The sequence below is a fragment of the Halomonas tibetensis genome (assembly GCF_042643535.1).
Lineage (GTDB): Bacteria > Pseudomonadota > Gammaproteobacteria > Pseudomonadales > Halomonadaceae > Halomonas > Halomonas tibetensis.
On record NZ_JBHRSQ010000007.1, the window covers coordinates 342,226 to 363,528 of the forward strand.

The following is a 21,303-nucleotide window of genomic DNA, read 5'->3' on the forward strand; positions in this document are numbered from 1 at the left end:
TGGCGCGGGGTATTACGTGGCGCAGGTTCAGTGGTTCCTGGGACGAACCAGGAATACCGAGACATCGGTGTGGGTGGCCACCTTGCCGCCATGGGACGGCATGATAACGTCCAGGTTCTTGGGCGGATGGGTGGGCATCACCACCAGATCGGCGCCCACTTCCTTGATCACCTTGATCAGATCGTTATCGAGATCGGCGATGGGGTCGGGGCTGACGATGGTGTGGGTGCTCACCGGCTGTCCATGCACATCGGAGCGTTTCTGAGCGAAAGCTTTCAGCTTCTGAGTGAACTCCTCCGGCGTGCGGGCGACGCTGCCCGGTGCACTGGAGGTAACGCCTACGTAACAAACCTCGGCGTCGTAATGCCGCGCCAGGTCCGCTACCGTTTCAAGAGTCGGCTCGATCAATTCGATGTGGGCGAGGTCGATCGGCACCATGATCTTGTGATACATCACGTTATCTCCTTTGTCGGCTGCAATCGTTGTCGGCTGCAAGAGCCCTCGAATAAGCCTCCTTCCAGAGGGCTTATTTAGCTTAGTCGGCATCTTGTGGAACGGCGATTCAACGCCCGGCTCGACTCAGGGGCATGACTATACCTTCGTAGAGCGTTGATTCCGAACCTGCGGGGATGATTCACCGAGCTGTCAGTTCGCCGGCACCATGCGGAAGAGGCTGCCGCGGGGGGCATCGTTGAGCAGGTAGAGGGCGCCGTCGCGGCCTTGGCGCACGTCGCGGATGCGCCCGATCTCGCCGTCGAGAATCACCTCGCTATCGACCACGGCATCGCCTTCCAGCACCAGGCGCTTGAGCCGTTGGCTGCGCAGACCGCCGGCCAGCAGGTTGCCTTCCCATCGCGGAAACTGCCCGCTTGCTACCTCGGCCAGCCCGGAGGGGGCGAAACGGCCCTCGAATATGTACTGGGCGTCGCGCATGCCGGGCAGTGAATCGGCGCCGATGGGCCGGCGTGTGGAGTAATCCACCCCTAGGCTCACTTCGGGCCAGCCGTAGTTCTTGCCGCCTTCGATCAAATTGAGCTCGTCGCCGCCCAGCGGGCCGTGCTCGGTGGCCCAGGTGCGGCCGTCCGCCGTCACGGTCATGCCCTGGATATTGCGGTTCCCGCTACTGAACAGCGCGTTCAGGGCGCCATCGTCGTTAACGAAGGGGTTATCGTTCGGCACTCCGCCTCTGTCGGTAAGACGCAGCACGCTGCCGGCATGATCGCCGCGGTCCTGGGCGCGGGGCGGCTGACGGCCGCGGTCGCCGATGCTCATCATCAGGGTGCCGTCGGGCAGCCAGGCCAGGCGCGACCCATAGTGGCGGCCGGGGGCGGAGAAACGGTCCTGAACGAAGAGTTCCTCGACGCTCACCAGGGCGTCTCCTTCCAGGCGAGCGCGGGAGAGAGCGGTGGCGGTGCCGCCGCTGCCGGCCTTGCTCCAGGTGAAGTAGAGCCAGTCCTCCTCGCCGCCCTCCTGGCCGTAATCAGGGTGCAGCGCTACGTCGAGCAGGCCACCCTGGCCGTTGGCGCTGACCCGGGGCACGCCGTCCAGGTGGGTGACGTCGCCCGCCTCGCTGACATGGGCCAGGCGGCCGGGGCGCTCGCTGACCAAGAAACTGCCGTCGGGAAGCTGAGCCAGCGCCCAGGGATGTTCGAGCCCACCGGCGATTCGCTCCAGGCGCAGGTCGTGGTGCTCAGTGCCAATCCGCTCGACGGTTATTTCGGGCAGGGTCTCGGCGGCCAGCGCCTGGCCGCTGACGGCGAGCCCCCACAGCAGCAAGGCGGCGGGCAGTGTCTTCAAGTAGGCAGGCATTCCCATCTCCCCCTCGTGGGTATCGCGTGGTGCGCTTGGACCATTGCGGTGGCTTTTCCAACAGTCTAGCGACTCACAGGAGGCTCCGGCGAGGTTTAGGCGCTCAACCGCCCTTCGGTGATCGGGCCGGCTACATCAGCCAGGCCAGCAGCAGCGGCAGGTAGAGCAGCGACATCAGGGTCGAGCAGAACACCAGGCTGGCCACGTATTCAGGCTCGCGGCCGGCCTTCTGGGCAAACAGGTAGTTGAACACCGCAACCGGCATGCTCATCTGCAGCACCAGAACGCTCAAGGCCAGGGGCGGTAGCCCCAGCAGGGCACCGATGCCCCAGGCCAGCCCCGCCGCCACGGGGATGCGCAGCAGGCTGAAGCCGACCCCGGACTTGAGGCTGCGCACCTGGATGCTGGCCAGTGACACCCCCAGAGTGATCAGCATCAGCGGCACAGTGAAACCGGAGATCAGGTCGACGCTGTTGCCGAGCCAGCGCGGTAGCTCGGTGTCCGTGAGAAGCAGCCCCAGGGAAATCACGATGGCATAGACGGTCGGGGTGCGCGCCAGGGTCCTGAGGGCATTGCCCTGGCTCGCCATGACCGCGCCCACGGTGAACTGGAACAGCGAGACGGTGACCATCACCGTGATGCCGAAGGCGAAGCCGGCGCTACCAAAGGCGTAGAGCACCACCGGCAGGCCCATATTGCCGGTATTGGGGTACATCATCGGGGCCAGCACCACCCGCCAGTCGCGGCCCAGCAGGCGTGCCATCAGCGGGGTGGCGGCGGCCATGGCGGTCATCACCACGGCGGCGGCCAGCATGGTGCGCCCGACACTGCCGGCGTCGATCTCGGCATTGGCTAGCGAGGCAATGATCAGCGCCGGGGTGCCGATATTGAAGACCAGCCGGGTGACGAACTCCACCGGGTAGGGGTGGCCCAGCCGCACCCAGCCGAAGCCCAGGCCGGCGCCAGCCAGCACCGGGGCCATCACAGCGAAGAGTTCGGCGATCATGGAGAGATCCTTGGCGATTCAAAGCGCGCCATTGTCGTCAACCCGCGGGGGAGGTGGCAAGCGCCAGGGGCAATGGCGTGCTCTGGCCTTGCGCCGGGCCAATCCCCCATCAGGGAGGAGGGGCAGCATTGGCCGGCGCCCTCGGCTATGATTCGCTGGCTAAGCACAAGGATACCCCATGACGATCTCCTCCCCACCCGCGACCGCCACCCCCGCTACCGGCTCCTCCAACAGCTTCCAGGCGCTGGTGCGCCTGCTGCGCTACGCCCGCGGCTACCGGCGGCGCATCATCGCCGCCACCGGCTGCTCGATCGTCAACAAGCTCTTCGATATCGCCCCGGAGATCCTGATCGGTGTGGCCATCGACGTGGTGGTGAACCAGGAGCAGAGCTTCGTCGCGCGGCTGGGCTTCGACACGCCCCAGGCGCAGATCCTGATGCTCGCCGTGCTCACCTTCTTTATCTGGGCGGGCGAATCGATCTTCGAATACCTCTACAAGATCCTGTGGCGCAACCTGGCCCAGCGCCTTCAGGCCGATATGCGCCTGGACACGTACGAGCATGCCCAGCGCCTGGACATGGCCTACTTCGAATCGAGAAGCTCGGGGCAGCTGGTTGCCACCATGAACGACGACGTCAACCAGCTCGAGCGCTTTCTCGATGGCGGCGCCAACTCGCTGATCCAGGTGGGCGTCACCGTGGTGGCGGTGGGGGCGGTGTTCTTTGTCATCTCGCCTCTGATCGCACTGCTCGCCTTCACGCCGATTCCGCTGATCATCTGGGGCGCTTTCTACTTTCAGCGCAAGGCTGGCCCGCTCTATGCCGACGTCCGCGAGAAGGTGGGCGATCTCGGCAGCCGTCTCTCCAACAACCTGGCCGGCATCGCCACTATTGCTGCGCTTTTACGACCCCAGCGCCGGGCGGGTCTGCATCGACGGCCAGTCCATCGACGCGGTAAGCCTCGCTTCGCTGCGCGGCGCCATCGGCCTGGTCAGCCAGGACGTCTATCTGTTCGAAGGCAGCGTGCGCGACAACGTCGCCTATGGCCAGCCGGAGGCCAGCGAGGCCGAGGTGATCGAGGCGGCGAAGACCGCCGAGGCCTGGGCCTTCATCGAGGCGCTGCCCCAGGACCCCCCGATCCTGGTGCTGGACGAAGCCACCAGCGCCGTGGACAACGAGACCGAGGCCGCCATCCAGCGCTCCCTGCGGCGCATTGGCCACGGCCGCACCGTGATCATGATCGCCCATCGCCTCTCCACCATCGTCCATGCCGACGAGATCGTGGTGATCGAGGTCGGCCGGGTGGTGGAACGCGGCACCCACGAGACGCTGCTTGCCGCCGACGGCCGCTACGCCGCCCAGTGGCGGGTACAGACCGGGGCGTTGGCGAAAGGAGAGCCGCCTGGCTGAGTCAGTGGAATAGGGGACTCATAATCCCCTGGTACCGGCATGAAATGCTTCCGGGGTCTGGAATTAGCGCCTGACCAGCACGGCATCAAGGAAGTGCCGTTGGCAGCGAAAGTCAGTGCCACAGGCAGTGCGAGAAGCGCACAAGCTATGGCCACCCTCATCGCCATTCGCTATCATATGCCGGCGCTTTGGCGTACCTTCCTTCGAAAGGGCCTATAGCTCAGTTGGTTAGAGCAGGGGACTCATAATCCCTTGGTCGTAGGTTCAAGTCCTACTGGGCCCACCATTGAAATCATATAGCTACATCATTTTTATGTCTTGTTGCGTTTTCTGAAGAGATGCTGATCGGGCGTCGTAACTTGTTGATTTACTTTGTTGCATTTTATATATTTTCTCCTGGATTCCCCCTCGAATCCTGAGGATGTGCCACCTGACGTTCTCCCATCCGCTCATCAATATCTTCAGCATTCACTGGGTATAGGGTCCCGGATGAATGAGAATCAAGGAGCCGAAATTTAACAGCAATACATTCCAAAAACATTGGCGGATCGGAGAAAAATGAATAAGGCAAAAAATATTTCTGATTTTGTAGGCCGTTTTGTTTACGGGCTTATCAGTTTGAGCTTGGGGCTTATCAGCCTGACCATGATGGGCGTTGCTTTATGGGATATATGGCTCTCTTTACACGAAAGAACATTACTTATTGCAGCTCTTCTTAATGCCATCGGCTTGATCGTGATTGGAATGGCTGTCTTTGATGTATCCAAATATTTATTGGAGGAGGAGGTTTTCAGCAGTAGTGCCAAGAAGACGCCCGCAAAACAGAGAGAAGCACTGTCAAAGTTTCTCGTAATAATTGCCATTGCCGTAAGTTTGGAGTCTTTGGTGTTCTTGTTTGACGCCGGCACAAAAGACATTACAAAATTGATATATCCCACTTTCTTGTTGATTTCAGCTATTTTGATGGTGGTTGGCCTTGGTGTATATCAGAGATTGACACGTGACGAAGCAAAATAGCCATAGCACTAAAAATTATCATTGTTGTAGAGCTTGAGCCCAGGGTTAATTGGAATCGTATTTTCAACGGTTTACTGGTCAGATCGCCTGAACAACTTCAGAAAGCATGTCCCTGACTTTTGCGGCAATCGGCTTGAGCTCATCATTATCAATGGCAGACATGGAAACCACGGGGTCCACTGCGCTGACCTCGACGCCTTCCGGAACCTCACGAAGAATGACATTGCAGGGCAGCATCGCCCCCACCCGAGCTTCAACACCAATGGCTTCCCATGCCATGCCAGGGTTGCAGGCGCCCAGGATGAGATATGCCGGCATGTTCTTATTCAGCTTTTTCTTCATCGTGGCCCTTACGTCAATTTCCGTCAGCACGCCGAAGCCGTAATCGCTAAGCGCCTTGCGCGCCCTTTTATCAACATCTTCAAAATCGGTATCTTTGATAATTCGATTGATCGTGTATGTCATAGTCTTCTCCAAATATTCAGAAGTTCTGGGATTATTTCCCGAGTTTGATCGCTCTCAAGCGCAATGCGCTAAAATGTGGCAGTGTTGCGATGATCAGTGTAGCGTAAGATGCGTGTTTTCACTCGGAAGAATCTTTATTGGCAAAGCGATTCGTCACCGTGTGTAACGAATGACCCGGTAGTGATGTGCCGCGAAGTTCGGGTCACTTCACCTCGTAATAAGATGCAAAAACAGCATGATTCGAGCGGGTTTCTGGCAGGACATAGACGACGCCATTCGAGTGCCTGAAGGCGGGGCTTATCACGGTTTCATAGAACGTTTTTGGCACATTGATGCAGCCATACGTAATCCTTTTTTCGTCTACCTGGAGTGACTCTAGCCGCTCCTGCCGACGCTCCCTGGGGGTGCCAGCAACGACCGGGTGAAGGGAAATGGCGGTTTCATAATCCACCCAGAGAATCTCGCCGCCTTTGAGATTTCGCCCCAACGAGGCTACGAAGCGACCTGCCGGTGTCGTACGGTCATCTGGCGGAATGCTCCCTAATGCTAACTCGCCGATCCCTGGGGCCGAATCATCACCCACCGCCAGGCCAAGAAGGGCGGATGCTTCTCCATGAAGTTGGCCGTGGGCGTCGAACATAAACACGACGGCCTTGCGCTTATCGACGATCATGAATGGCATGCCGAGATTATCTCCCGAGTCGATGATCCAGTTAACGGTGGATCTCACCTCTTCTGACGCATGTTCGAAAGTGGATCGTTGTGCCGAATCTGCCCCGTCATGGATATTCGCTTGTGCGAGCAGTGGCACCGAAAGGGCAAGGACTAGCCACCACAGACCTAGGGTTTTCGTGCGATTCAAGGTCATGCCTCCTGCGTCGATATTGATAGTGCGTACGTCACGCAGAATGGCTACCAGCGCCATCACAGCACGGGTAGCCATTTTTGACTCAGGCGCCAGGTTTAGAAGCGGTCCTGCTTGGGCTCATAGACCGGCGGTACATAAGCATCCCTGGACGGCGCGAGATCGTTTTCCGGCAATGGTTCTACCCTTTCAAGCTGCTCGGTTGGGATATTGACGGCACCGGTCGCGAAGGTCAGCTCCAGCCCTTCGTTATTGTCCTCGGGCGAGCCGCCATTTTCATCCACCAAGGGGATGTCGGGTCTGAGAGCCTCCTCTGGCAAGGTCGGTTCTTCAGGAGTAGCGACGTCGGGCTCGACAGGCGTTGGCTCAGAGGTCGGCTCGGGCGTTGGCTCAGAGGTCGGCTCAGGCGTTGGCTCAGAGGTCGGCTCGGGCGTCGGCTCGGGCGTTGGCTCAGGGGTCGGCTCAGGCGTTGGCTCCGGCGTCGGCTCAGGGGTTGGCTCGGACGTCGGCTCAGGCGTCGGCTCGGGCGTCGGCTCAGGGGTCGGCTCGGGCGTCGGCTCGGGCGTCGGCTCGGGCGTTGGCTCAGGGGTCGGCTCGGGCGTTGGCTCTGGCGTCGGCTCAGGGGTCGGCTCGGGCGTTGGCTCTGGCGTCGGCTCAGGGGTCGGCTCGGGGACAGGATTGACGACCAATTCTCCAGGGGCATAAGTGATGTCGTAGTTGGTGGCTACGAAGGTCTCGCCATCGGCATCGCTGGCTTCGATCGCATAAGGACTGCCATCAACAGTGGCGCTGGCGACTGTGCCATCGCTGTTCAGGTTGACGCTGCCGACGCTCTCGCCATTGACGAGACCGTCGGACGTAAAGGCCGTTGGCGAGAGTATCAGGGTTTCACCGAACATCTTGCTGTCATCATTGGCGGTGATTAACAGGGGTGCCGGGGTAACCATCAAGGCGCCGTCGACATACGCAATGATGTAGTTGTCAGGATCGAAGGTGCCGCCCGTGGCATCGGCGGGAGTAATGGCGTAAGGGCTGCCATCCACGTTGGCGGTGGCGACCGTGCCGGCGCTGGTCAGGGTGACGTCGGTCACTGTCTCGGCATTCACCAGCCCGTCAGCGGTAAATGCATCGGGCAATAATGGGAAGGTTTCTCCGTAGACCTTGGTGCCGTCATCAGCCGTGATGGTCAGCGGTGCCGGCGTGATATCCGCCCGGGTGAAATAGGTCCCAGGCGTGGTCTCGTAGGGGGTAAAGAGGTCATACACGGGATCGTTAAAGCTTGCCTCATAGGTGATCGGCTTCTCGACGCCCACATCCTTGGTGTCGAACAGGGCGTTGCTGACTGTGCCCAGCGTAACGGGCGGCTGTGTGCTGGTGATGTCGGGCTCGAGGCCACTGACGGTCGCGTCGCGGGTGCCGTCATAGACCTTGTCGTCGCCCAGCCCGAATACCCAGGCCTTGGCGTCCAGGGCACCGCCCCCGGTCAGGTTGTCGTTGTAGGCGAGGATCTCGGCGTCAGTAGCGGCATAACTGGCGGGATTGAAGCGAATGCTCAGATCGCCCGTACCGATGGTGATGCAGTTGCTACCACAGGTAATAAGTGCGGTGCCGCCAACGATAGCGCCAGGGCCGGTGCCGTCATTGTCGGCAATCAGCGTGACATCGCCGGTCGTCACCGTAATCGGCGCCGCCACACTGACATTCTGACCGGCGATCGCGGTCAGGTTGCCGGTGGTGATCGTGGCCGCCGCCGCCAGGGTCACGTCATTTTTCGCGTCGAAGGTGAGGTTGCCGGTGGTGGTCGTGATGGCGGCGTTGACGTTCACGTCACGCTCGGCATTGGTTATCAGGCTACCATCCGTGCCGGTAATCGCCGCGTTGATATTGACGTCGCGATCGGCGTTAACGGTTAATGTTGTCGGCGCCACCCAGGTGACGGCGTCCATGAATGTGATATCACCATTGCCGGTACCGCTGGCACCGGTGTTTTCCGTGGTCACCGTAATATTGCTGCCGCCCAGGCCGGTGACCAGGTCGGCGACGTTGATATTGGCCGCGTTGACCCCGGAGTTTGGCGCGAAGACATTGCCGGTTTCGGTGGCGCCCGAGGTGGCCGCATTGGAGATGGTGATATCGGCCGGGTCGAGCAACCACATACCCACGTCTCCATTGGGCGCGCGGGTATCGATCCTGATATCCGCCACGTCCAGCCAGCCACCGGAGGTCTCGATCAGGCCGCCGTCACCGGACTGTGACCCACCACGTGCGCTGATGCTGCCATACGCGCGGGTCGAATTGTCTGCCCACAACACCGCGGTGCCGCCGTCACCCGTCGTGATGGCATCCGCATTGATAGTGCTCCCGGCGCTCATGTAGGTCGCGCTGGCGTTCTGCACAGCGGGATCCTTGCCCTGGTAGCCGCCACCGACCAATACGCTTCCGCCGCCGGCATCGCCCGAGGCATCCATCACCGCATCATAGAGGCCGACGTGACGGGCGGTCGCCGTGACGCTACCCCCGGTTTCCCCGGCATCGGCGCCGGACACATCAAGGGTGCCACCCACATTCAGGGTGCCGCTCTGCCTATCACCCGTCAGCACGATGGTGCCATTGCGGTTTTCGATGCTCTGGGCGCGGACCGCTCCGGTGTTGTTGACCGAGGACTGGAACAGGTCTCCCGCCGACTGAGCGGTCATCAGCACCTTGCCGCCATCGGCCTGAATCATCCCGCCGTTCTGCACGAGGGCATCCAGCGCACCCTGGTTGACGGCGACATTCAGCAGGCCGTCGCCCGCCACGTCGAGAGTGATGGCGTCGCCCGCCGCCAGCGCCACGGTACCGAGGTTGGCCTGAAGGGTGCCCTGGTTGCTGACATTGGCGCCGAGCAGGGCGATATGGCCGCCGTCGGCATTGAGCGTGCCCTGGTTGACGATGTTGCCGTCCCCCGCGCCTACGAAGTCATAGCGACCGGCCATGAAATCGCTGTCGCTGATGGCCAATGTTGAGGCCACCAGACCGCCGACGTTGACCGAGGCATTCTGGCCGAAGAGCACGCCGTTGGGGTTGATCAGGAACACGCTGCCGTTGGCCGTGAGGGTGCCCATGATGGCAGAGGGGTCTGACCCCAGAACTCGGTTGAGGGTGGTCGCGCTGCTGTTGGGCTGGGCAAAGTTGACCGCCTCTCCCGACGCAATATCAAACCCTTGCCAGTTGATGGCGGCATTCTGCGTGGTCTGGGTGATTTCCATCACGGTAGCGCCGCCATCGATACTGGCACTCCCGGCCGATACCTCGCCTCCTGTCGGTAAAGCCCAGGCATGGCCAGTAACCGCCAGGAGCATCGACGCAATCAGCGGCTTGAGTGTGAATCGAGCGCCACCTGAAAAAGCGCTATAGCGACTGCTGGCAATGTTCCTGCCCCGACGCATTGCAGCCTCGGAAACCGCGACAAAGGTGCCGACACTCGGGTTCCAGATGGATTGGTAGATTCTGTTCATGATGTTTTTTCCAATGATGTTGCACGTCGGGTTGAACGGATGAGTGCCAATATGTCGAAAAAACGATCAGAAATACTTGACCAACTGTATCCAGAATTGACCATCCGAATCCGGTGCTGACGTGGCGTCTTCACTACCGAGTTTATGGGCGTAGTACGATTTAACAGAGAAGTTGTTGTAGTCCACCCAGTTGACACCCACACCGGCGCCGCTCAGTGTCCGGTCATTGTCAGCGTTGTCGTTGCCCCAGGGGTCCTTGTTGACAGTGACAGACCCTGCATCAACAAAGCCGATAAGATGCACGTTGCCAGGTACCTGTGCGGAAAGACCCGCCAGCAGCAGTCTGGCTTCCAGAGTTGCCAGATAGCCCTCGTCGGCAAAGGCTTCCCCCTGGGGATAGGCGCGCACTCCATTCATCCCGCCGAGTGACATTTTCTCCGAGCTATCGAGATTGCCTGACGCGATCTGCGCGCTGACGGCGCCATACAGCGAAAAGGTGTCGGTGAGCTTCTGCACGCGCGAGAGGCTCAACGTCAGCTTGTCGTAATGGCCGTTGGTCTTCGCCGTCATGGCATCATCATCGCGAACGGAAGGCGTTTTGATATCGATTTCACCGGTGTGCCAGTAAATGGAAGCGGCGGTCAGTCCGCCAGCACCCAAGCTATCGCGGTGGTCGCCGTGCAGACCCGCCGTTACCACTTGGGCATTCTTTTCGCTGACAAAGGAGACGCTTTCGTAGCGGTCTTCGAAGGTCTTGTAGTCGTAGCCAAGTTGCGCATAAAGATTGGTCTGGCGTGAGCGAATCAGCGGATAACGGCCGAACAGGCTAGTAATCTGTGCGTCGCCTTCCGCACCCAGATCACGAAATTCCTTCCCTAATTCATACTCGAGATGACTATAGGCCACGCCGGCCGTTGCCCGGCCAAACTGCATCTGGTAGGCGGCGCGAGCATAATCGAGGCCGTCGAAACTACTCATCACACGCAGGCTGGCCACATCGCCTCGTCCTGCCAGGTTATTGATGTGAATGGTGCCGCCTAGACGCTCTTCGCCGGTGTAATAGTTGCCGGCGTTGTCGGCATCGATACTGCCTGTCACCCGCTGTCCCGGGGTGACATCGACGATCAGGTCAGCCGCGCCCACTGAGGCACCCGGCACCAACGTCGACTGGACGTTGACACCGGGGATGTCCGATAGCAACAGGAGCCTGCTCTCGAGAGGGGCGCGACTGATCACCTCCCCATTATCGACCCCACGAAGAAGGCCGTTGGCCAGTCCGTCGGAGAGATTACTGTTGTTGCGCAGGGTGACATCGCCGTAGCGGCCTTCCACGACGGCGATCTTTACCGCGCCATCCTCGATGCTCTGTGCCGGTAGGTAGGTTTGCGCGACAAAATAGCCATTCTGGTGATAAAAATCGGTGATCCGGGCGGCCATTGCCTGCAACTCGCCCAAGCTGAGCTGCATGCCTGGCCTGAATCCGGTAAGGGCCAGCAGCTGCGTCTCGGTGTACAGGCTCTGCCCGCTCAGATGCAGTGAATTGACCTCGATCCTTGCCGTACTGTCGGCACCCGTTACCGGCACCCGTGGCTGTTGCACGTCAAGTTCCGGTTCACTTCTTTCCATGGTCGGCGATGGTGGGATCTGTTGAAGCTGGCCTCCAGCACTGGGCAGAGCCGCATCGGGAACTTGAGCGGCAACAATGCCTGAACTTAATGCTAGCAGTGCAAAAGGAATGAGCTTTTTCTTCACCGTGTTCACCTTGGAGTTTGTTGCGCTACTTTTAAGAGCCTTCGCCTGTGTGAGATGAGAGACTCCTGTTTTTCATGATTTTTGAAGCGCTTTATGCCACTGCTCTAACCTCTTCCCTAGCTAGCGCTAACCTCTTCCCTAGCTAGCTCTAACCTCTTCTCAACAACAGCGGTTTAAAAAAACTTTTATAACTATACTATGGCGGGTAAGGAGGCTTCCGTCTGTACGTTAGCGTACTGAAGCCGAGATGAGCTTTCCTGCCGACACGCCATCTGGTTGATATTGTTGGCCTGTTGCAATACGTGGGGCTGTTTATCGGTGAGGGAAAAGCTGGCGGTGAGGGAAAAGCTGTCGGGGAGACGAAAAATGTCGTTGAGGGGAAAACTGTTGGCAAGGCGTAAAATGTTGGTGAGAAGAAAGTCAGATTCGGCTTCGCTAGTGGTGATCAGTCAGCGGAGGCGCCAAGCATCAGTGCCGAGGGATTTACGGCGGGCTCGTTTTCCCCATCTTGGGCTTGTTCGGCTTGAAACGCCAGATGATTTTCTGCTTAATTCGAGCCGTCCCCGGGCTTAGTGCTACTGTAAGCAACGCCAGGCCCACAAGCGCAAGAAATATTCTTGCGCCAAGTGACTCGTGAGCAGTGACCGCCAGCAACATGACGATCGTGCCTAGCGTTAGGGAAAAGATGGATTTCACAATACTTCCTGATAACTGATGTTGGTCGGCTGTCGGCCGAAATTTTTTTGTGCCTCGCCATTCAATGCCGTTCCCGTTCAGCGGGTTGTTGACTGTCGGCGATGTTCAGTCAATATAGGCAGTAATCGCTTTCATATAAGTTAGCTGAATCCGCGCTCGTTCGCCCCAGAACTTCAAGACTTCAGCATCATATGACGTTGATTTTGTTGTTTTAAATGTATTAGAAGTGGTTTTAGTGGTTGTCATAATGGTTTTGCTCTTTGTAAAGAATCGCAGAGTTACTTTATGAGCGCAGAGCGTAACCTGCTGTTTTTTCGTTCTCTTTACTGCGCTTACCGTAATAATGAACCTTGCGGTAAAAAAACACAGTGCGCTAGCGAACACTGCGGTGGAGATGACGGCCGGCTTACCAACTACGGACTCATGACAGATCAGGCCCCCGCCTCCTTGAAGCTCACAAGGCGATGTTTCCCCTCGTCCCACAGGGCCAGGCGAACAGTGGCGAAGCTCTGCCATAGTGTGATGCGGCCGATATCCCGCAATTCGGGATAATCGCGCAAGACTTCGGGCAGTCGGTAGAAAGGAATCCGGCTGCAGAGGTGATGAACATGGTGCACGCCAATGTTGGCGGTAAACCAACGCAAGATGCGGGGCATATCGTAGTGTGAGCTGCCGTGCAGCGCCGCCTTATGGAAGTTCCAGTCGGCGCTATGCTCCCAGAAAGTGTCCTCGAACTGATGCTGGACGTAGAAGAGCCAGACACCGATCGTTCCGGCGAGCAACGTGATAGGTAGCTGCACGATCAGGAAGAGGCCGATGCCCACCAGCCACATCATGGCGGCGATGAGGACCAGAATTGCTGCATTGGTCCCCATGGTACTCAGCCAGGGCATCCTGCCTGCCCGCATGAAACCTATCGGCAATCGGTTGTCGAGCAAAAATAGGTACGCAGGGCCGAGAGCGAAGAGGACGAGAGGGTGGCGATATAGGCGGTAACGTCGCTTTTCGTTGCGAGGTAGGGCGCTAAATTCCTCGACAGTCAGGGTGTCGATGCCACCGATACGTGGACGATCTAGATTGCCGGAATGGGCATGATGGTGCCTGTGGGTATGGCGCCAGAAGTCGAAGGGGGTCAGCGTCAACACGCCGATTGCCCGCCCGACCCAGTCATTGGCGCGTCTTGAGGGGAAGAAGGCGCCATGGCTGCAGTCATGCTGGATCATGAAAAGGCGCACGAGAAAACCCGCGGCAGGCAGGGTGAACACCAGGCCGATCCAGTAACCGGCGCTCAGTGCCGCCCAGGAAAGAACCCAGAAAAAGGCGAAGGGAATCAGAGTGACCAATAGCTCAATGGCGCTGCGGGCGATGCGAGGCGTGCGGTAGTCTCCCAACGCACGCATCAGGGCGCGCGGTTCGTTGGTAATGTCGTTTTTCTGCGCAGGGGTTTCCATCTGCAGGCTCCTGTTGGGTCCAGTACGTCCCGCCGGGGTCTGCGGCCTCGGCGGGGAAGTGCTAGTGTATTCGGTGTAGGGTTCAGGGTGCGCCGATGGATAGTGATGTGTATGTGCGCTTTCGTACACTGAGGGCTGCATCGCTTGGCCTTGGTCATTAACACGCGGTGATCAGGTGATCAGTTCGCGTTCAAGCCTGCGCAATTGCACTTCCGCCATCACCCGTTCGCTGATTTCTGCCCGGTCATCCGGGTGCGGATAACAATCACTGGCGTTTTTACCGATCAGGTCCGCCTTTGAATCTGCTTCCAGGATCTCGCACACCCTGTGTGTCAACCTGAATCCATATACTGGCTCCCGTCACTACCCGATTACGCCCTAGGGCCTTGGCTTCGTAGAGGCGCTGATCACCGATACGCATCAGCGAGTCGATGTCCTCTCCGTCCTGCCCTCTCTGCGCGCAGCCCAAGCTGACTGTCACCTTCACCACTTTGTCGTGCAGCCTGATCTCAAGCTCGTGCAGGCTTGCGCGAATACGTTCGGCGATCTCGCTGGCCTGGTGAATATCGCTATCTGGTAGCAGGACTTGGAATTCCTCGCCACCCACTCGGGCCAGAAGGTCTTGGGGTCTCAAGTTGTTTTCCATGGTCGAGGTCACGTGCTTGAGCACCTGATCACCCACCTGGTGGCCGTGGACGTCGTTGACGACCTTGAAGTGATCCAGATCCAGGCAGAGAAGCGACAGGGGTATGTCGTAGCGCTTGGCCCGGGCGAGTTCCTCTTTCGCCTGTTTCATGAACTGGCGGCGATTGGCCACGCCGGTGAGCCAGTCGGTGGCAGCCTGATGGGTCAGTCGGGTATTGGCGACCTCGAGTTTCGCCAGGGCCTCCTGGGTCTGGGCCTGTTGGTCGCGCAACTGCTGCATGACCTCCGCCTGGCTGTAGACGGTACAAAAGGAGCGGGTGGTTCGGAAAGAGTGAACGACGCCGTAGCTAAGCAGTAAAAAACCGGTGATGAAGATGACATGGGCCAGCCACCACAGGTGGCTCCAATGCTCGGCGATCATAAAGGCGATCGAGGCCTGGGCGAAGATCGCCATGGAGAGCAGGTAGATGATCATCAGCGACAGGCGGATGCATCGCAGGGTAATGACGATGATACCCGCTACCAGGAGCGCGAGGGCCAAGGCTTCCATCCCCTGGATCATGCTCTCCACACTAACCAGAGGCCCCAGCACGAGTCCCGCCAACCCCAGATTGATGGCCAGGATGGTGGCCAGGGCTACCCCCCAGATGGCCGGGCGACGGCGAGCCTCGGGTGGGTCCGCCGACACGCCGAGGCGCTTCAGCGCGACCAGAAAGCAGGCGCCCATGACCAGGCGCGAGGCAGGGCCATAGGCGGTAAGCTCATCATGTCGTTGGAAAACGGGCTGAGAAGGGCATGGGGCAGGTAGACAAGGGTAAAGCCCAGGAACGCCAGGGTCAGCCAGCGCAGGAAGATCTCGCCGGAGGATAGATAGCAGCGCCAGGTGACATAGGTGACGAAGGTGCTCAGGGCGATGGCCAACAGGGAGGTCACCTCATACAGGCCATGGGCCTCGAAGCGCAGCGTGGAGTCCTGGAAGAACGCCAGATAGCCGATCGCCATCAGCGGCACCAGGGCCACCAGTACCCCCAGCAGGTACAAATAGCCCCCCGTCAGGCGCCAGGTGACGGCGTCTGACTGCCCCCCTGCATGGGGCTGGGTATCGTGTTTTGATGAATCAACGAGTCGCTGAGCCCCGCCATGCATCAGCGACCGATTCCCGAGGAGACGGCCCCACCAGGAAATGCCCTTCTTCATGATGCTTGCGGCCAGCGTTTTAGTAATTCCAGCGCGTCTTTGGTAAGGAGCGGGCGACTGAACAGGTAGCCCTGCACGACGTCGCAGCCCATTTCTTGCAGTAGATTGCGCTGGGCTTCGTGCTCGACCCCTTCGGCGACGACCTGCAAATCAAGGCCATGGGCGATGCGGATGATGCCATCTATCATATTGGCGGACCGCGAATCGTAGGTCAGGTCGTCGATGAAGCTCTTGTCGATCTTGAGTGTGTCCATCGGCAAATCCTTGAGATGGCTCAACGACGAATAGCCGGTGCCGAAGTCATCCAGTGCCAAGGTGATGTTGTGACGTCGAAACTCGCGCATGGTGTGGATGGCCTTGTCGACGTTAGCCAGCACGCTCTCCTCGGTCAGCTCCAGAGTCAGGCGGTCGGGGGCCAGCGCCTTGATGTCGTAGGCGGCCAGGCGCTTACCCAGGCAATGCAGCATGGCATCCCGGGTAGGCCTCCCGTTGACGCGGCTGATTTCGTCGAGCCTGTTCAAGCGCAGGTGCAGCACGGCCAGATAATTTTCTTCCTTTTCCGCCAGGTGGCCGAAGGTTACCAGCCAAGCACGCTGTAGCCGGGAGAGATAGCGAGAGTGCGTGTCCATGATGCACAGCGTGCCAAGCGGCTGGCCGGTGGGGCCGCGCAGCACGGTACCCATGTAGAAGCGAATGAAGGGACTGCCCACCACGACGGTGTGATGGCAGAAAAAGTCGTCTTCCAGGGTGTCCGGGACCTCCAGCATGTCCCTCGCGAGAGCGTGAACGCAGAAGGAGTCCTCGAGAGGCGTTTCACGCACTTCCACTCCGACGGAGGACTTGAACCACTGTCGATCCTCGTCGATCAGCGACACCGCGGCCATGGGCACCTTGAAGATCTCTGACATGAGATGCGTATAGCGATCGAAGTACTTGTCTGCCGGCGTGTCCAGGATGTCGAGAGAGTGGAGTTCGGCGAGTCGCTCTTTCTCGTCGAAGAGCTTGCAGACATCGTTGGGCCTGAGGGGATTCTTGAGGAAAGGCTGAATGGAGCTGATGTTAGGTTCATTCATGACAGTCCTTCTTTATTTTGTACCGTTTCATCGGTGCCGACGGGTTCCATTCGGCAGTTGCCGAGTAAGCTGTGACCAGCGTAGTGGCGTGACAGCGTCGCTTCCGTGCGCTAGCGTACGCAGTTGCTTTCCCATTGCATCGTCAGCGTCGACGAACGAGGATGGCCCACGGCGTTGGACACGGACACGTCCTCTTCCCCTGTATGTGTCAGGTTGGCACGATTGATAAAGGAGTAACCGCCATGACCCCGCAACACGATCCTCGTCAGAATCAATTGCTGGAGAGCCTGGCAACCGAGGAATACCAGCGCCTTGCGCCGAACCTCGAGCGAGTCGACTTGACGCTAGGTGCTTCGTTGGTCGAGTCCGGCCAGGCGATGCGCCATGTCTATTTTCCGACCGATTCTATCGTATCGCTGCTGTGCGTCATGGAAGATGGTAACTCGACAGAAATTGCCGTCGTCGGTACCGAGGGTATCGTCGGCATTTCGCTGTTCATGGGCGGAGAAACCACTCCGAGCCGTGCCATCGTGCAGAGTGCCGGCACCGCTTATCGCCTCAAGGGGCAATTGCTGAAGGACGAGTTCTATCGAGCCGGCCCCCTGCAGCGCCTGCTGCTGCGTTACACTCAAGCATTGCTCACTCAGATGGCGCAGACGGCGGTCTGCAATCGACATCACAGCCTGGACCAGCAGCTGTGTCGCTGGCTGTTGCTGAGTCTAGATCGTTTGCCAACCAACGAGTTGCTCATGACCCAGGAACTGATCGCCAACATGTTGGGCGTCCGGCGAGAAGGGGTCACCGAGTCAGCAGGCAAGTTGCAGAGGGCCGGCCTGATTTCCTATCATCGCGGGCGCATTACCATTCTGGACAGGCCAGGCTTGGAAGCGCGAGTCTGTGAGTGCTACAAAGTCGTGAAGAAAGAGTATGATCGTTTGCTGACCTATTCTCGTCGTGACTGAAGCCTGCTTTTCCCATCGCACTGATACGATGTGCGGTAATACATTCCCATGTAACACTCGAAACACACGATTCAATGACCCCGTAGATTCAATTTACTCGGCCATTGACCGCCATACGATAGTCGAGCGCTTTCCGCGCAGGATATCCTGGCCTTTCCGTTACGATGGCAGATCCTTGCGCAGGGCCTGCTCAAGCTCCTTGGTTGTCGTGATGTCGAGCAGGGTGATCACCACACCGTCGATCACATTGTCGAGTCGGCGGTAGGGCATGATCCGTACCGTGAACCAGCGGTCGTCGGTAGCGTGTATCTCCTTCTCGGAAAATGCCAGCGTACTCAAGGTATCAAGAGCATCATCGTTAAGTTCCGGATACTGCAGAGTAGTCGTGAGATCACTGAGAGGGCGACCGATATCGCCTTCGCGAATGCTGATGATCTTCGAGGCTCGGTCGGTGTAGCGACGGAGATTCAGATTCAGGTCGAGAAACAGGATAGCGATTTCGATACTGTTGAGCAGGTTATTCATATCGCTCTGGGCGAGCGCGAGATCGTCGAGCTTGGTCTGCATTTCCGCGTTGATGGTTTGCAGCTCTTCGTTCATGGACTGCATCTCTTCCTTCGAGGTGGTCAGCTCTTCGTTGGTCGATTGCAATTCTTCGTTGGTTGATTGCAACTCTTCGTTAGCTGACTGCAGCTCCTCCTTGGACGCGCTATTTTCCTCCCGTAGTGTCTGAATTTCATCCTGATAGTGTTGCAGCTCGTCGACATGAGACTGCTGCGTAACGGTTGCTGACGCGAGCTTGCTGGAAATATCGGCGGGGGCTGGGGCGATATCGCGGAAGATAATTATCGTCATGCCGCGCAGGGCGTTGGGTTCCCGCAACGCTTGCACGGTAACATCGACACGCTGCGTGGCTCCGCCGGGCAGTTGCACCTGCAGGCCTGGTAAATGTTGTGGTTCGCGCTGGTTTGTGGCCTGCCGCAGGGCCCTTGTGATGGGCGTCCGCAGGCCTTCGCGCACCATGGCGTGAAAATTCCAGTTGGCCTTGCCGGCAGCGGGCTCGAGGTATTTCCCCGTGCGCCCACTGATATAAACGACATCCCCCTCATCGTTGACCACCACCGCGGCGGGAGCATAGACCTGCAGTAACACCTGGTCGGCTGCCGCTTGCAGATTATCCGTTGCCGGGGAGGAGGCGTTGTTGGGGGGCACGAAAGGCTCCTTGGTCATCTTGGATAAGGGGGGAATCGACTTGACCGGCAACCGGGTGTCGCTGCTCTGTGTATTACCCTGTCGGTGATAGATACGCAGTTTGGATTGAAGGGGAGCAAACAGCCGCGTGTAGCGTCCTACCGTCTCCGAGCTACCGAGCACCAGTACACCCTTGGCGCGAAGGCTGTAATGAAACAGAGGGATGAGTTTGCGTTGCAGGCTCTGGTCGAAGTAGATCAGCAAGTTGCGGCAGGAAATCAGGTCGAGGCGGGTGAAGGGGGGATCAAGCACCACATCATGTTGGGCGAAGAGCACGCGATCACGGATATCGCTGTTGATCTGATAGCCGTTGTCGTGAGCGATGAAAAACCTTGCCAGGCGCGGTGCCGAGACGTCCTTGCTGATCTCCAGGGGATAGTGGCCGCGGCGGGCGGTGGCAATGGCGTCTGGGCTCAGGTCGGAGGCGAAGATCTGCATCGTGATGTCGTGGGGTCTTGGCAGCTTGTCCAGCGCCTCGGTGAAGATCATGGCCAGCGAGTAGGCCTCTTCGCCGGTTGAGCAGCCTACCACCCAGGCACGCAGGTGAGAGTCTTTGCGCTGGTCGTACTGACGTTTCAGCAATGCCGGCAGGGTGAACTCTGCCAGATACTGCCAGACATCAGGATCTCGAAAAAAACGGGTCACCCCGATGAGCACTTCCTTGAACAGCAGGTCGATCTCATGAGGGTTGTGCTCGAGAAAATCCGCATATAGCGCCAAGGTGGCGATTTCGTGGATTGCCATGCGTCGCTCGATCCGGCGGTGCAATGTGCTGGATTTGTAGAGCGAAAAGTCGTGCCGAGTTTGCCTCTGCAGGGTACGCAGGATGCGCTGGAAGGGCGTCGGGGCCGCTTCAGCCGCTTCAGCCGCTTCAGCCGCTTCAGCCACTTCAGGCGCCACCGAAGGCTCGGCAGGCTCGCTTGGGTCGGGCACGTCCAACCTGGGCATGCGGTCAAGGCAGGCCAGGATGCGAGCGGGCAGATCGCCAGGCGGAGCAATGATATCGGCACAGCCTGCGGTGATAGCGCTTTTGGGCATGGCATCGAACTGAGCCGAGTCGGGTTGTTGCACCGCAGTGAGGCCACCCGCGCCCTTGATCGCCTGCAAGCCCAGGGTGCCGTCGGAGCCCATGCCGGAAAGTACCACGCCAATGGCTAGATCCCCGTGGGCGCTGGCCAGGGAAGAAAACAGCACGTTGATGGGCAGACGCATGCCCCTGGGTTCCATGGGTGGTGCGAGGCTCAGCATGCCATCGGCCACGCTGAGTTCCTTGTTCGGCGGAATCACATACACGCAGTCAGGTTCGATGGGCATGCCCTGGGTCGCTTCCCGTACCGGCATCGGGGTGACGCGCTGGAGTAATTCCGGGAGCAATGCCTTATGAGTGGGGTCGAGATGCTGCACCACCACATAGGCCATGTGTTGGCGTGGCGGGACGTTAGCAAAGAACGCTTCCAGCGGCGACAGGCCACCTGCGGAGGCGCCAATGCCCAGGATGCGCAAGGCCGACGGGGGGCTGGGTGGCGATTTAGAAGGCGTCAAGGCAGCCATGGCGTGGGTCGATTCATGAAACTACTCCGCACTTGCACTCTCGCAGCAGGTTAACAGAAGGTGCTCGTGTTCTGGCGAGAGGCCGGCCAGGAACTGCAAATGCCGCGAGCCCTGTGTGCCTCGAGTTGTCTCGGCGACGCAGGAGTCTCGGGTGCCACTTTCTGCGACACGTTGCAGCAGGCCGAACAGTTGTGGCCGATCCTGCGGTTCCAGAAAGGTGTCGATGCGCTGGCCCTCCATGTCGTCCTGGCCAATGCCAAAGAGCTCGGCGGCGGCAAGGTTGCCTTGGATGACCTTGCCCTCCACATCAACGACAAAATAGGCGATGGGTGCAGAATCGTAGAGGGTCCGGTAAAGGCTGAGGTCATCCTCAAGTGCCTGCTCATTGGCAGCAATCTCTTCGTTCTGCAAGTCAAGTTCCACCTGATGGACCTGCAACTCATGAAGCAGCTTGAGGGCATCATCCGCGTGGTCGGGATGACTGGACAGCTGGTGGAGCAGACGCAAGGCGTCAATGCCCAACGACCATTGGCCTCCTGTCGGTGCTTTGCCCGTCTGCAAATGTGCGACAGCCTTGTCTCGAAGCTGTTTGTAGAGATTGGATTCGTTAACGGTTTCGGGCATGCCGAGCTCCAAGATTATTCTGCGGATACACCT

At 59.0% G+C, this 21,303-nt stretch carries 15 protein-coding genes, 1 tRNA gene and 1 pseudogene; 4 read left to right on the forward strand and 13 right to left on the reverse strand.

Annotated elements, in window-relative coordinates; genetic code table 11:
• Positions 1-27: 27 nt before the first annotated feature.
• From ACFODV_RS04465 to ACFODV_RS04475, 3 genes are all read right to left on the reverse strand, one after another.
• Complete coding sequence (locus ACFODV_RS04465; protein WP_379755241.1) at positions 28-453, reverse strand: universal stress protein; 426 nt, start codon at positions 451-453, stop codon at positions 28-30.
• Positions 454-645: 192 nt separating this feature from the next.
• Complete coding sequence (locus ACFODV_RS04470; RefSeq protein WP_379755245.1) at positions 646-1,809, reverse strand: PQQ-dependent sugar dehydrogenase; 1,164 nt, start codon at positions 1,807-1,809, stop codon at positions 646-648.
• A 130-nt stretch (positions 1,810-1,939) separates the two neighbouring features.
• Positions 1,940-2,815, reverse strand: coding sequence for an AEC family transporter (locus ACFODV_RS04475; protein WP_379755248.1), 876 nt, complete (start codon positions 2,813-2,815; stop codon positions 1,940-1,942).
• Positions 2,816-2,993: 178 nt separating this feature from the next.
• Between ACFODV_RS04475 and ACFODV_RS04480 the strand changes: the two are divergent.
• From ACFODV_RS04480 to ACFODV_RS04490, 3 genes and pseudogenes are all read left to right on the forward strand, one after another.
• Positions 2,994-4,224: pseudogene (locus ACFODV_RS04480) on the forward strand (ABC transporter ATP-binding protein).
• Positions 4,225-4,433: 209 nt separating this feature from the next.
• Positions 4,434-4,510: transfer RNA gene (locus tag ACFODV_RS04485), tRNA-Ile, on the forward strand.
• A 272-nt stretch (positions 4,511-4,782) separates the two neighbouring features.
• Positions 4,783-5,241 carry a general glycosylation pathway protein gene (locus ACFODV_RS04490; RefSeq protein ID WP_379755251.1) on the forward strand — a complete coding sequence of 153 codons (459 nt, stop codon included), beginning with the start codon at positions 4,783-4,785 and terminating at the stop codon, positions 5,239-5,241.
• Positions 5,242-5,319: 78 nt separating this feature from the next.
• Here the strand turns inward: ACFODV_RS04490 and ACFODV_RS04495 are convergent, their stop codons facing one another.
• The 8 genes from ACFODV_RS04495 to ACFODV_RS04530 all read right to left on the reverse strand — a co-directional run bounded on the left by ACFODV_RS04495 (position 5,320) and on the right by ACFODV_RS04530 (position 16,882).
• The gene (locus tag ACFODV_RS04495) at positions 5,320-5,706 is read right to left on the reverse strand and encodes a DUF302 domain-containing protein (RefSeq protein WP_379755254.1); all 387 of its coding nucleotides are present in this window, start codon (positions 5,704-5,706) and stop codon (positions 5,320-5,322) included.
• A 202-nt stretch (positions 5,707-5,908) separates the two neighbouring features.
• On the reverse strand, positions 5,909-6,649 hold the full coding sequence (locus tag ACFODV_RS04500) for a hypothetical protein (RefSeq protein ID WP_379755257.1): 741 nt from the start codon (positions 6,647-6,649) through the stop codon (positions 5,909-5,911).
• Between the two features lie 20 nt (positions 6,650-6,669).
• On the reverse strand, positions 6,670-10,068 hold the full coding sequence (locus tag ACFODV_RS04505; RefSeq protein ID WP_379755260.1) for a two-partner secretion domain-containing protein: 3,399 nt from the start codon (positions 10,066-10,068) through the stop codon (positions 6,670-6,672).
• 66 nt (positions 10,069-10,134) lie between these two features.
• On the reverse strand, positions 10,135-11,820 hold the full coding sequence (locus ACFODV_RS04510) for a ShlB/FhaC/HecB family hemolysin secretion/activation protein (RefSeq protein WP_379755263.1): 1,686 nt from the start codon (positions 11,818-11,820) through the stop codon (positions 10,135-10,137).
• A gap of 1,127 nt (positions 11,821-12,947) precedes the next feature.
• On the reverse strand, positions 12,948-13,967 hold the full coding sequence (locus tag ACFODV_RS04515) for a fatty acid desaturase (protein WP_379755266.1): 1,020 nt from the start codon (positions 13,965-13,967) through the stop codon (positions 12,948-12,950).
• Between the two features lie 277 nt (positions 13,968-14,244).
• A complete protein-coding gene (locus ACFODV_RS04520; protein WP_379755269.1) occupies positions 14,245-15,339 on the reverse strand; it encodes a GGDEF domain-containing protein in 1,095 nt (364 codons plus the stop codon).
• Complete coding sequence (locus ACFODV_RS04525) at positions 15,312-15,809, reverse strand: hypothetical protein (protein ID WP_379755271.1); 498 nt, start codon at positions 15,807-15,809, stop codon at positions 15,312-15,314. Before ACFODV_RS04525 ends, ACFODV_RS04520 begins: the two co-directional genes overlap by 28 nt.
• Positions 15,806-16,882 (reverse strand): sensor domain-containing diguanylate cyclase, encoded by a 1,077-nt coding sequence (locus ACFODV_RS04530; RefSeq protein WP_379755274.1) that lies wholly within the window; start codon positions 16,880-16,882, stop codon positions 15,806-15,808. The genes ACFODV_RS04525 and ACFODV_RS04530 overlap by 4 nt, the downstream gene beginning before the upstream one ends.
• Positions 16,883-17,124: 242 nt before the next feature.
• On the opposite strand from ACFODV_RS04530, the gene ACFODV_RS04535 reads away from it, so the two are divergent.
• On the forward strand, positions 17,125-17,844 hold the full coding sequence (locus tag ACFODV_RS04535) for a Crp/Fnr family transcriptional regulator (RefSeq protein WP_379755277.1): 720 nt from the start codon (positions 17,125-17,127) through the stop codon (positions 17,842-17,844).
• A gap of 159 nt (positions 17,845-18,003) precedes the next feature.
• Here ACFODV_RS04535 and ACFODV_RS04540 read toward each other — a convergent pair whose 3' ends face one another.
• Together ACFODV_RS04540 and ACFODV_RS04545 are read right to left on the reverse strand one after the other, a co-directional pair.
• Positions 18,004-20,646, reverse strand: a complete 2,643-nt coding sequence (locus ACFODV_RS04540; RefSeq protein ID WP_379755280.1) for a chemotaxis protein CheB — start codon at positions 20,644-20,646, stop codon at positions 18,004-18,006.
• Positions 20,647-20,667: 21 nt separating this feature from the next.
• Positions 20,668-21,270, reverse strand: a complete 603-nt coding sequence (locus ACFODV_RS04545) for a PAS domain S-box protein (RefSeq protein WP_379755283.1) — start codon at positions 21,268-21,270, stop codon at positions 20,668-20,670.
• Between the last annotated feature and the right edge of the window lie 33 nt (positions 21,271-21,303).

Bases quoted from the DNA above. Each gene is read 5' to 3' on its own strand.
- ACFODV_RS04465 (WP_379755241.1), bottom strand. From the start codon at position 453: ATGTATCACAAGATCATGGTGCCGATCGACCTCGCCCACATCGAATTG.
- ACFODV_RS04470 (WP_379755245.1), bottom strand. From the start codon at position 1,809: ATGCCTGCCTACTTGAAGACACTGCCCGCCGCCTTGCTGCTGTGGGGG.
- ACFODV_RS04475 (WP_379755248.1), bottom strand. From the start codon at position 2,815: ATGATCGCCGAACTCTTCGCTGTGATGGCCCCGGTGCTGGCTGGCGCC.
- ACFODV_RS04490 (WP_379755251.1), top strand. From the start codon at position 4,783: ATGAATAAGGCAAAAAATATTTCTGATTTTGTAGGCCGTTTTGTTTAC.
- ACFODV_RS04495 (WP_379755254.1), bottom strand. From the start codon at position 5,706: ATGACATACACGATCAATCGAATTATCAAAGATACCGATTTTGAAGAT.
- ACFODV_RS04500 (WP_379755257.1), bottom strand. From the start codon at position 6,649: ATGGCTACCCGTGCTGTGATGGCGCTGGTAGCCATTCTGCGTGACGTA.
- ACFODV_RS04505 (WP_379755260.1), bottom strand. From the start codon at position 10,068: ATGAACAGAATCTACCAATCCATCTGGAACCCGAGTGTCGGCACCTTT.
- ACFODV_RS04515 (WP_379755266.1), bottom strand. From the start codon at position 13,967: ATGGAAACCCCTGCGCAGAAAAACGACATTACCAACGAACCGCGCGCC.
- ACFODV_RS04520 (WP_379755269.1), bottom strand. From the start codon at position 15,339: ATGGGCGCCTGCTTTCTGGTCGCGCTGAAGCGCCTCGGCGTGTCGGCG.
- ACFODV_RS04525 (WP_379755271.1), bottom strand. From the start codon at position 15,809: ATGAAGAAGGGCATTTCCTGGTGGGGCCGTCTCCTCGGGAATCGGTCG.
- ACFODV_RS04530 (WP_379755274.1), bottom strand. From the start codon at position 16,882: ATGAATGAACCTAACATCAGCTCCATTCAGCCTTTCCTCAAGAATCCC.
- ACFODV_RS04535 (WP_379755277.1), top strand. From the start codon at position 17,125: ATGACCCCGCAACACGATCCTCGTCAGAATCAATTGCTGGAGAGCCTG.
- ACFODV_RS04540 (WP_379755280.1), bottom strand. From the start codon at position 20,646: ATGGCTGCCTTGACGCCTTCTAAATCGCCACCCAGCCCCCCGTCGGCC.
- ACFODV_RS04545 (WP_379755283.1), bottom strand. From the start codon at position 21,270: ATGCCCGAAACCGTTAACGAATCCAATCTCTACAAACAGCTTCGAGAC.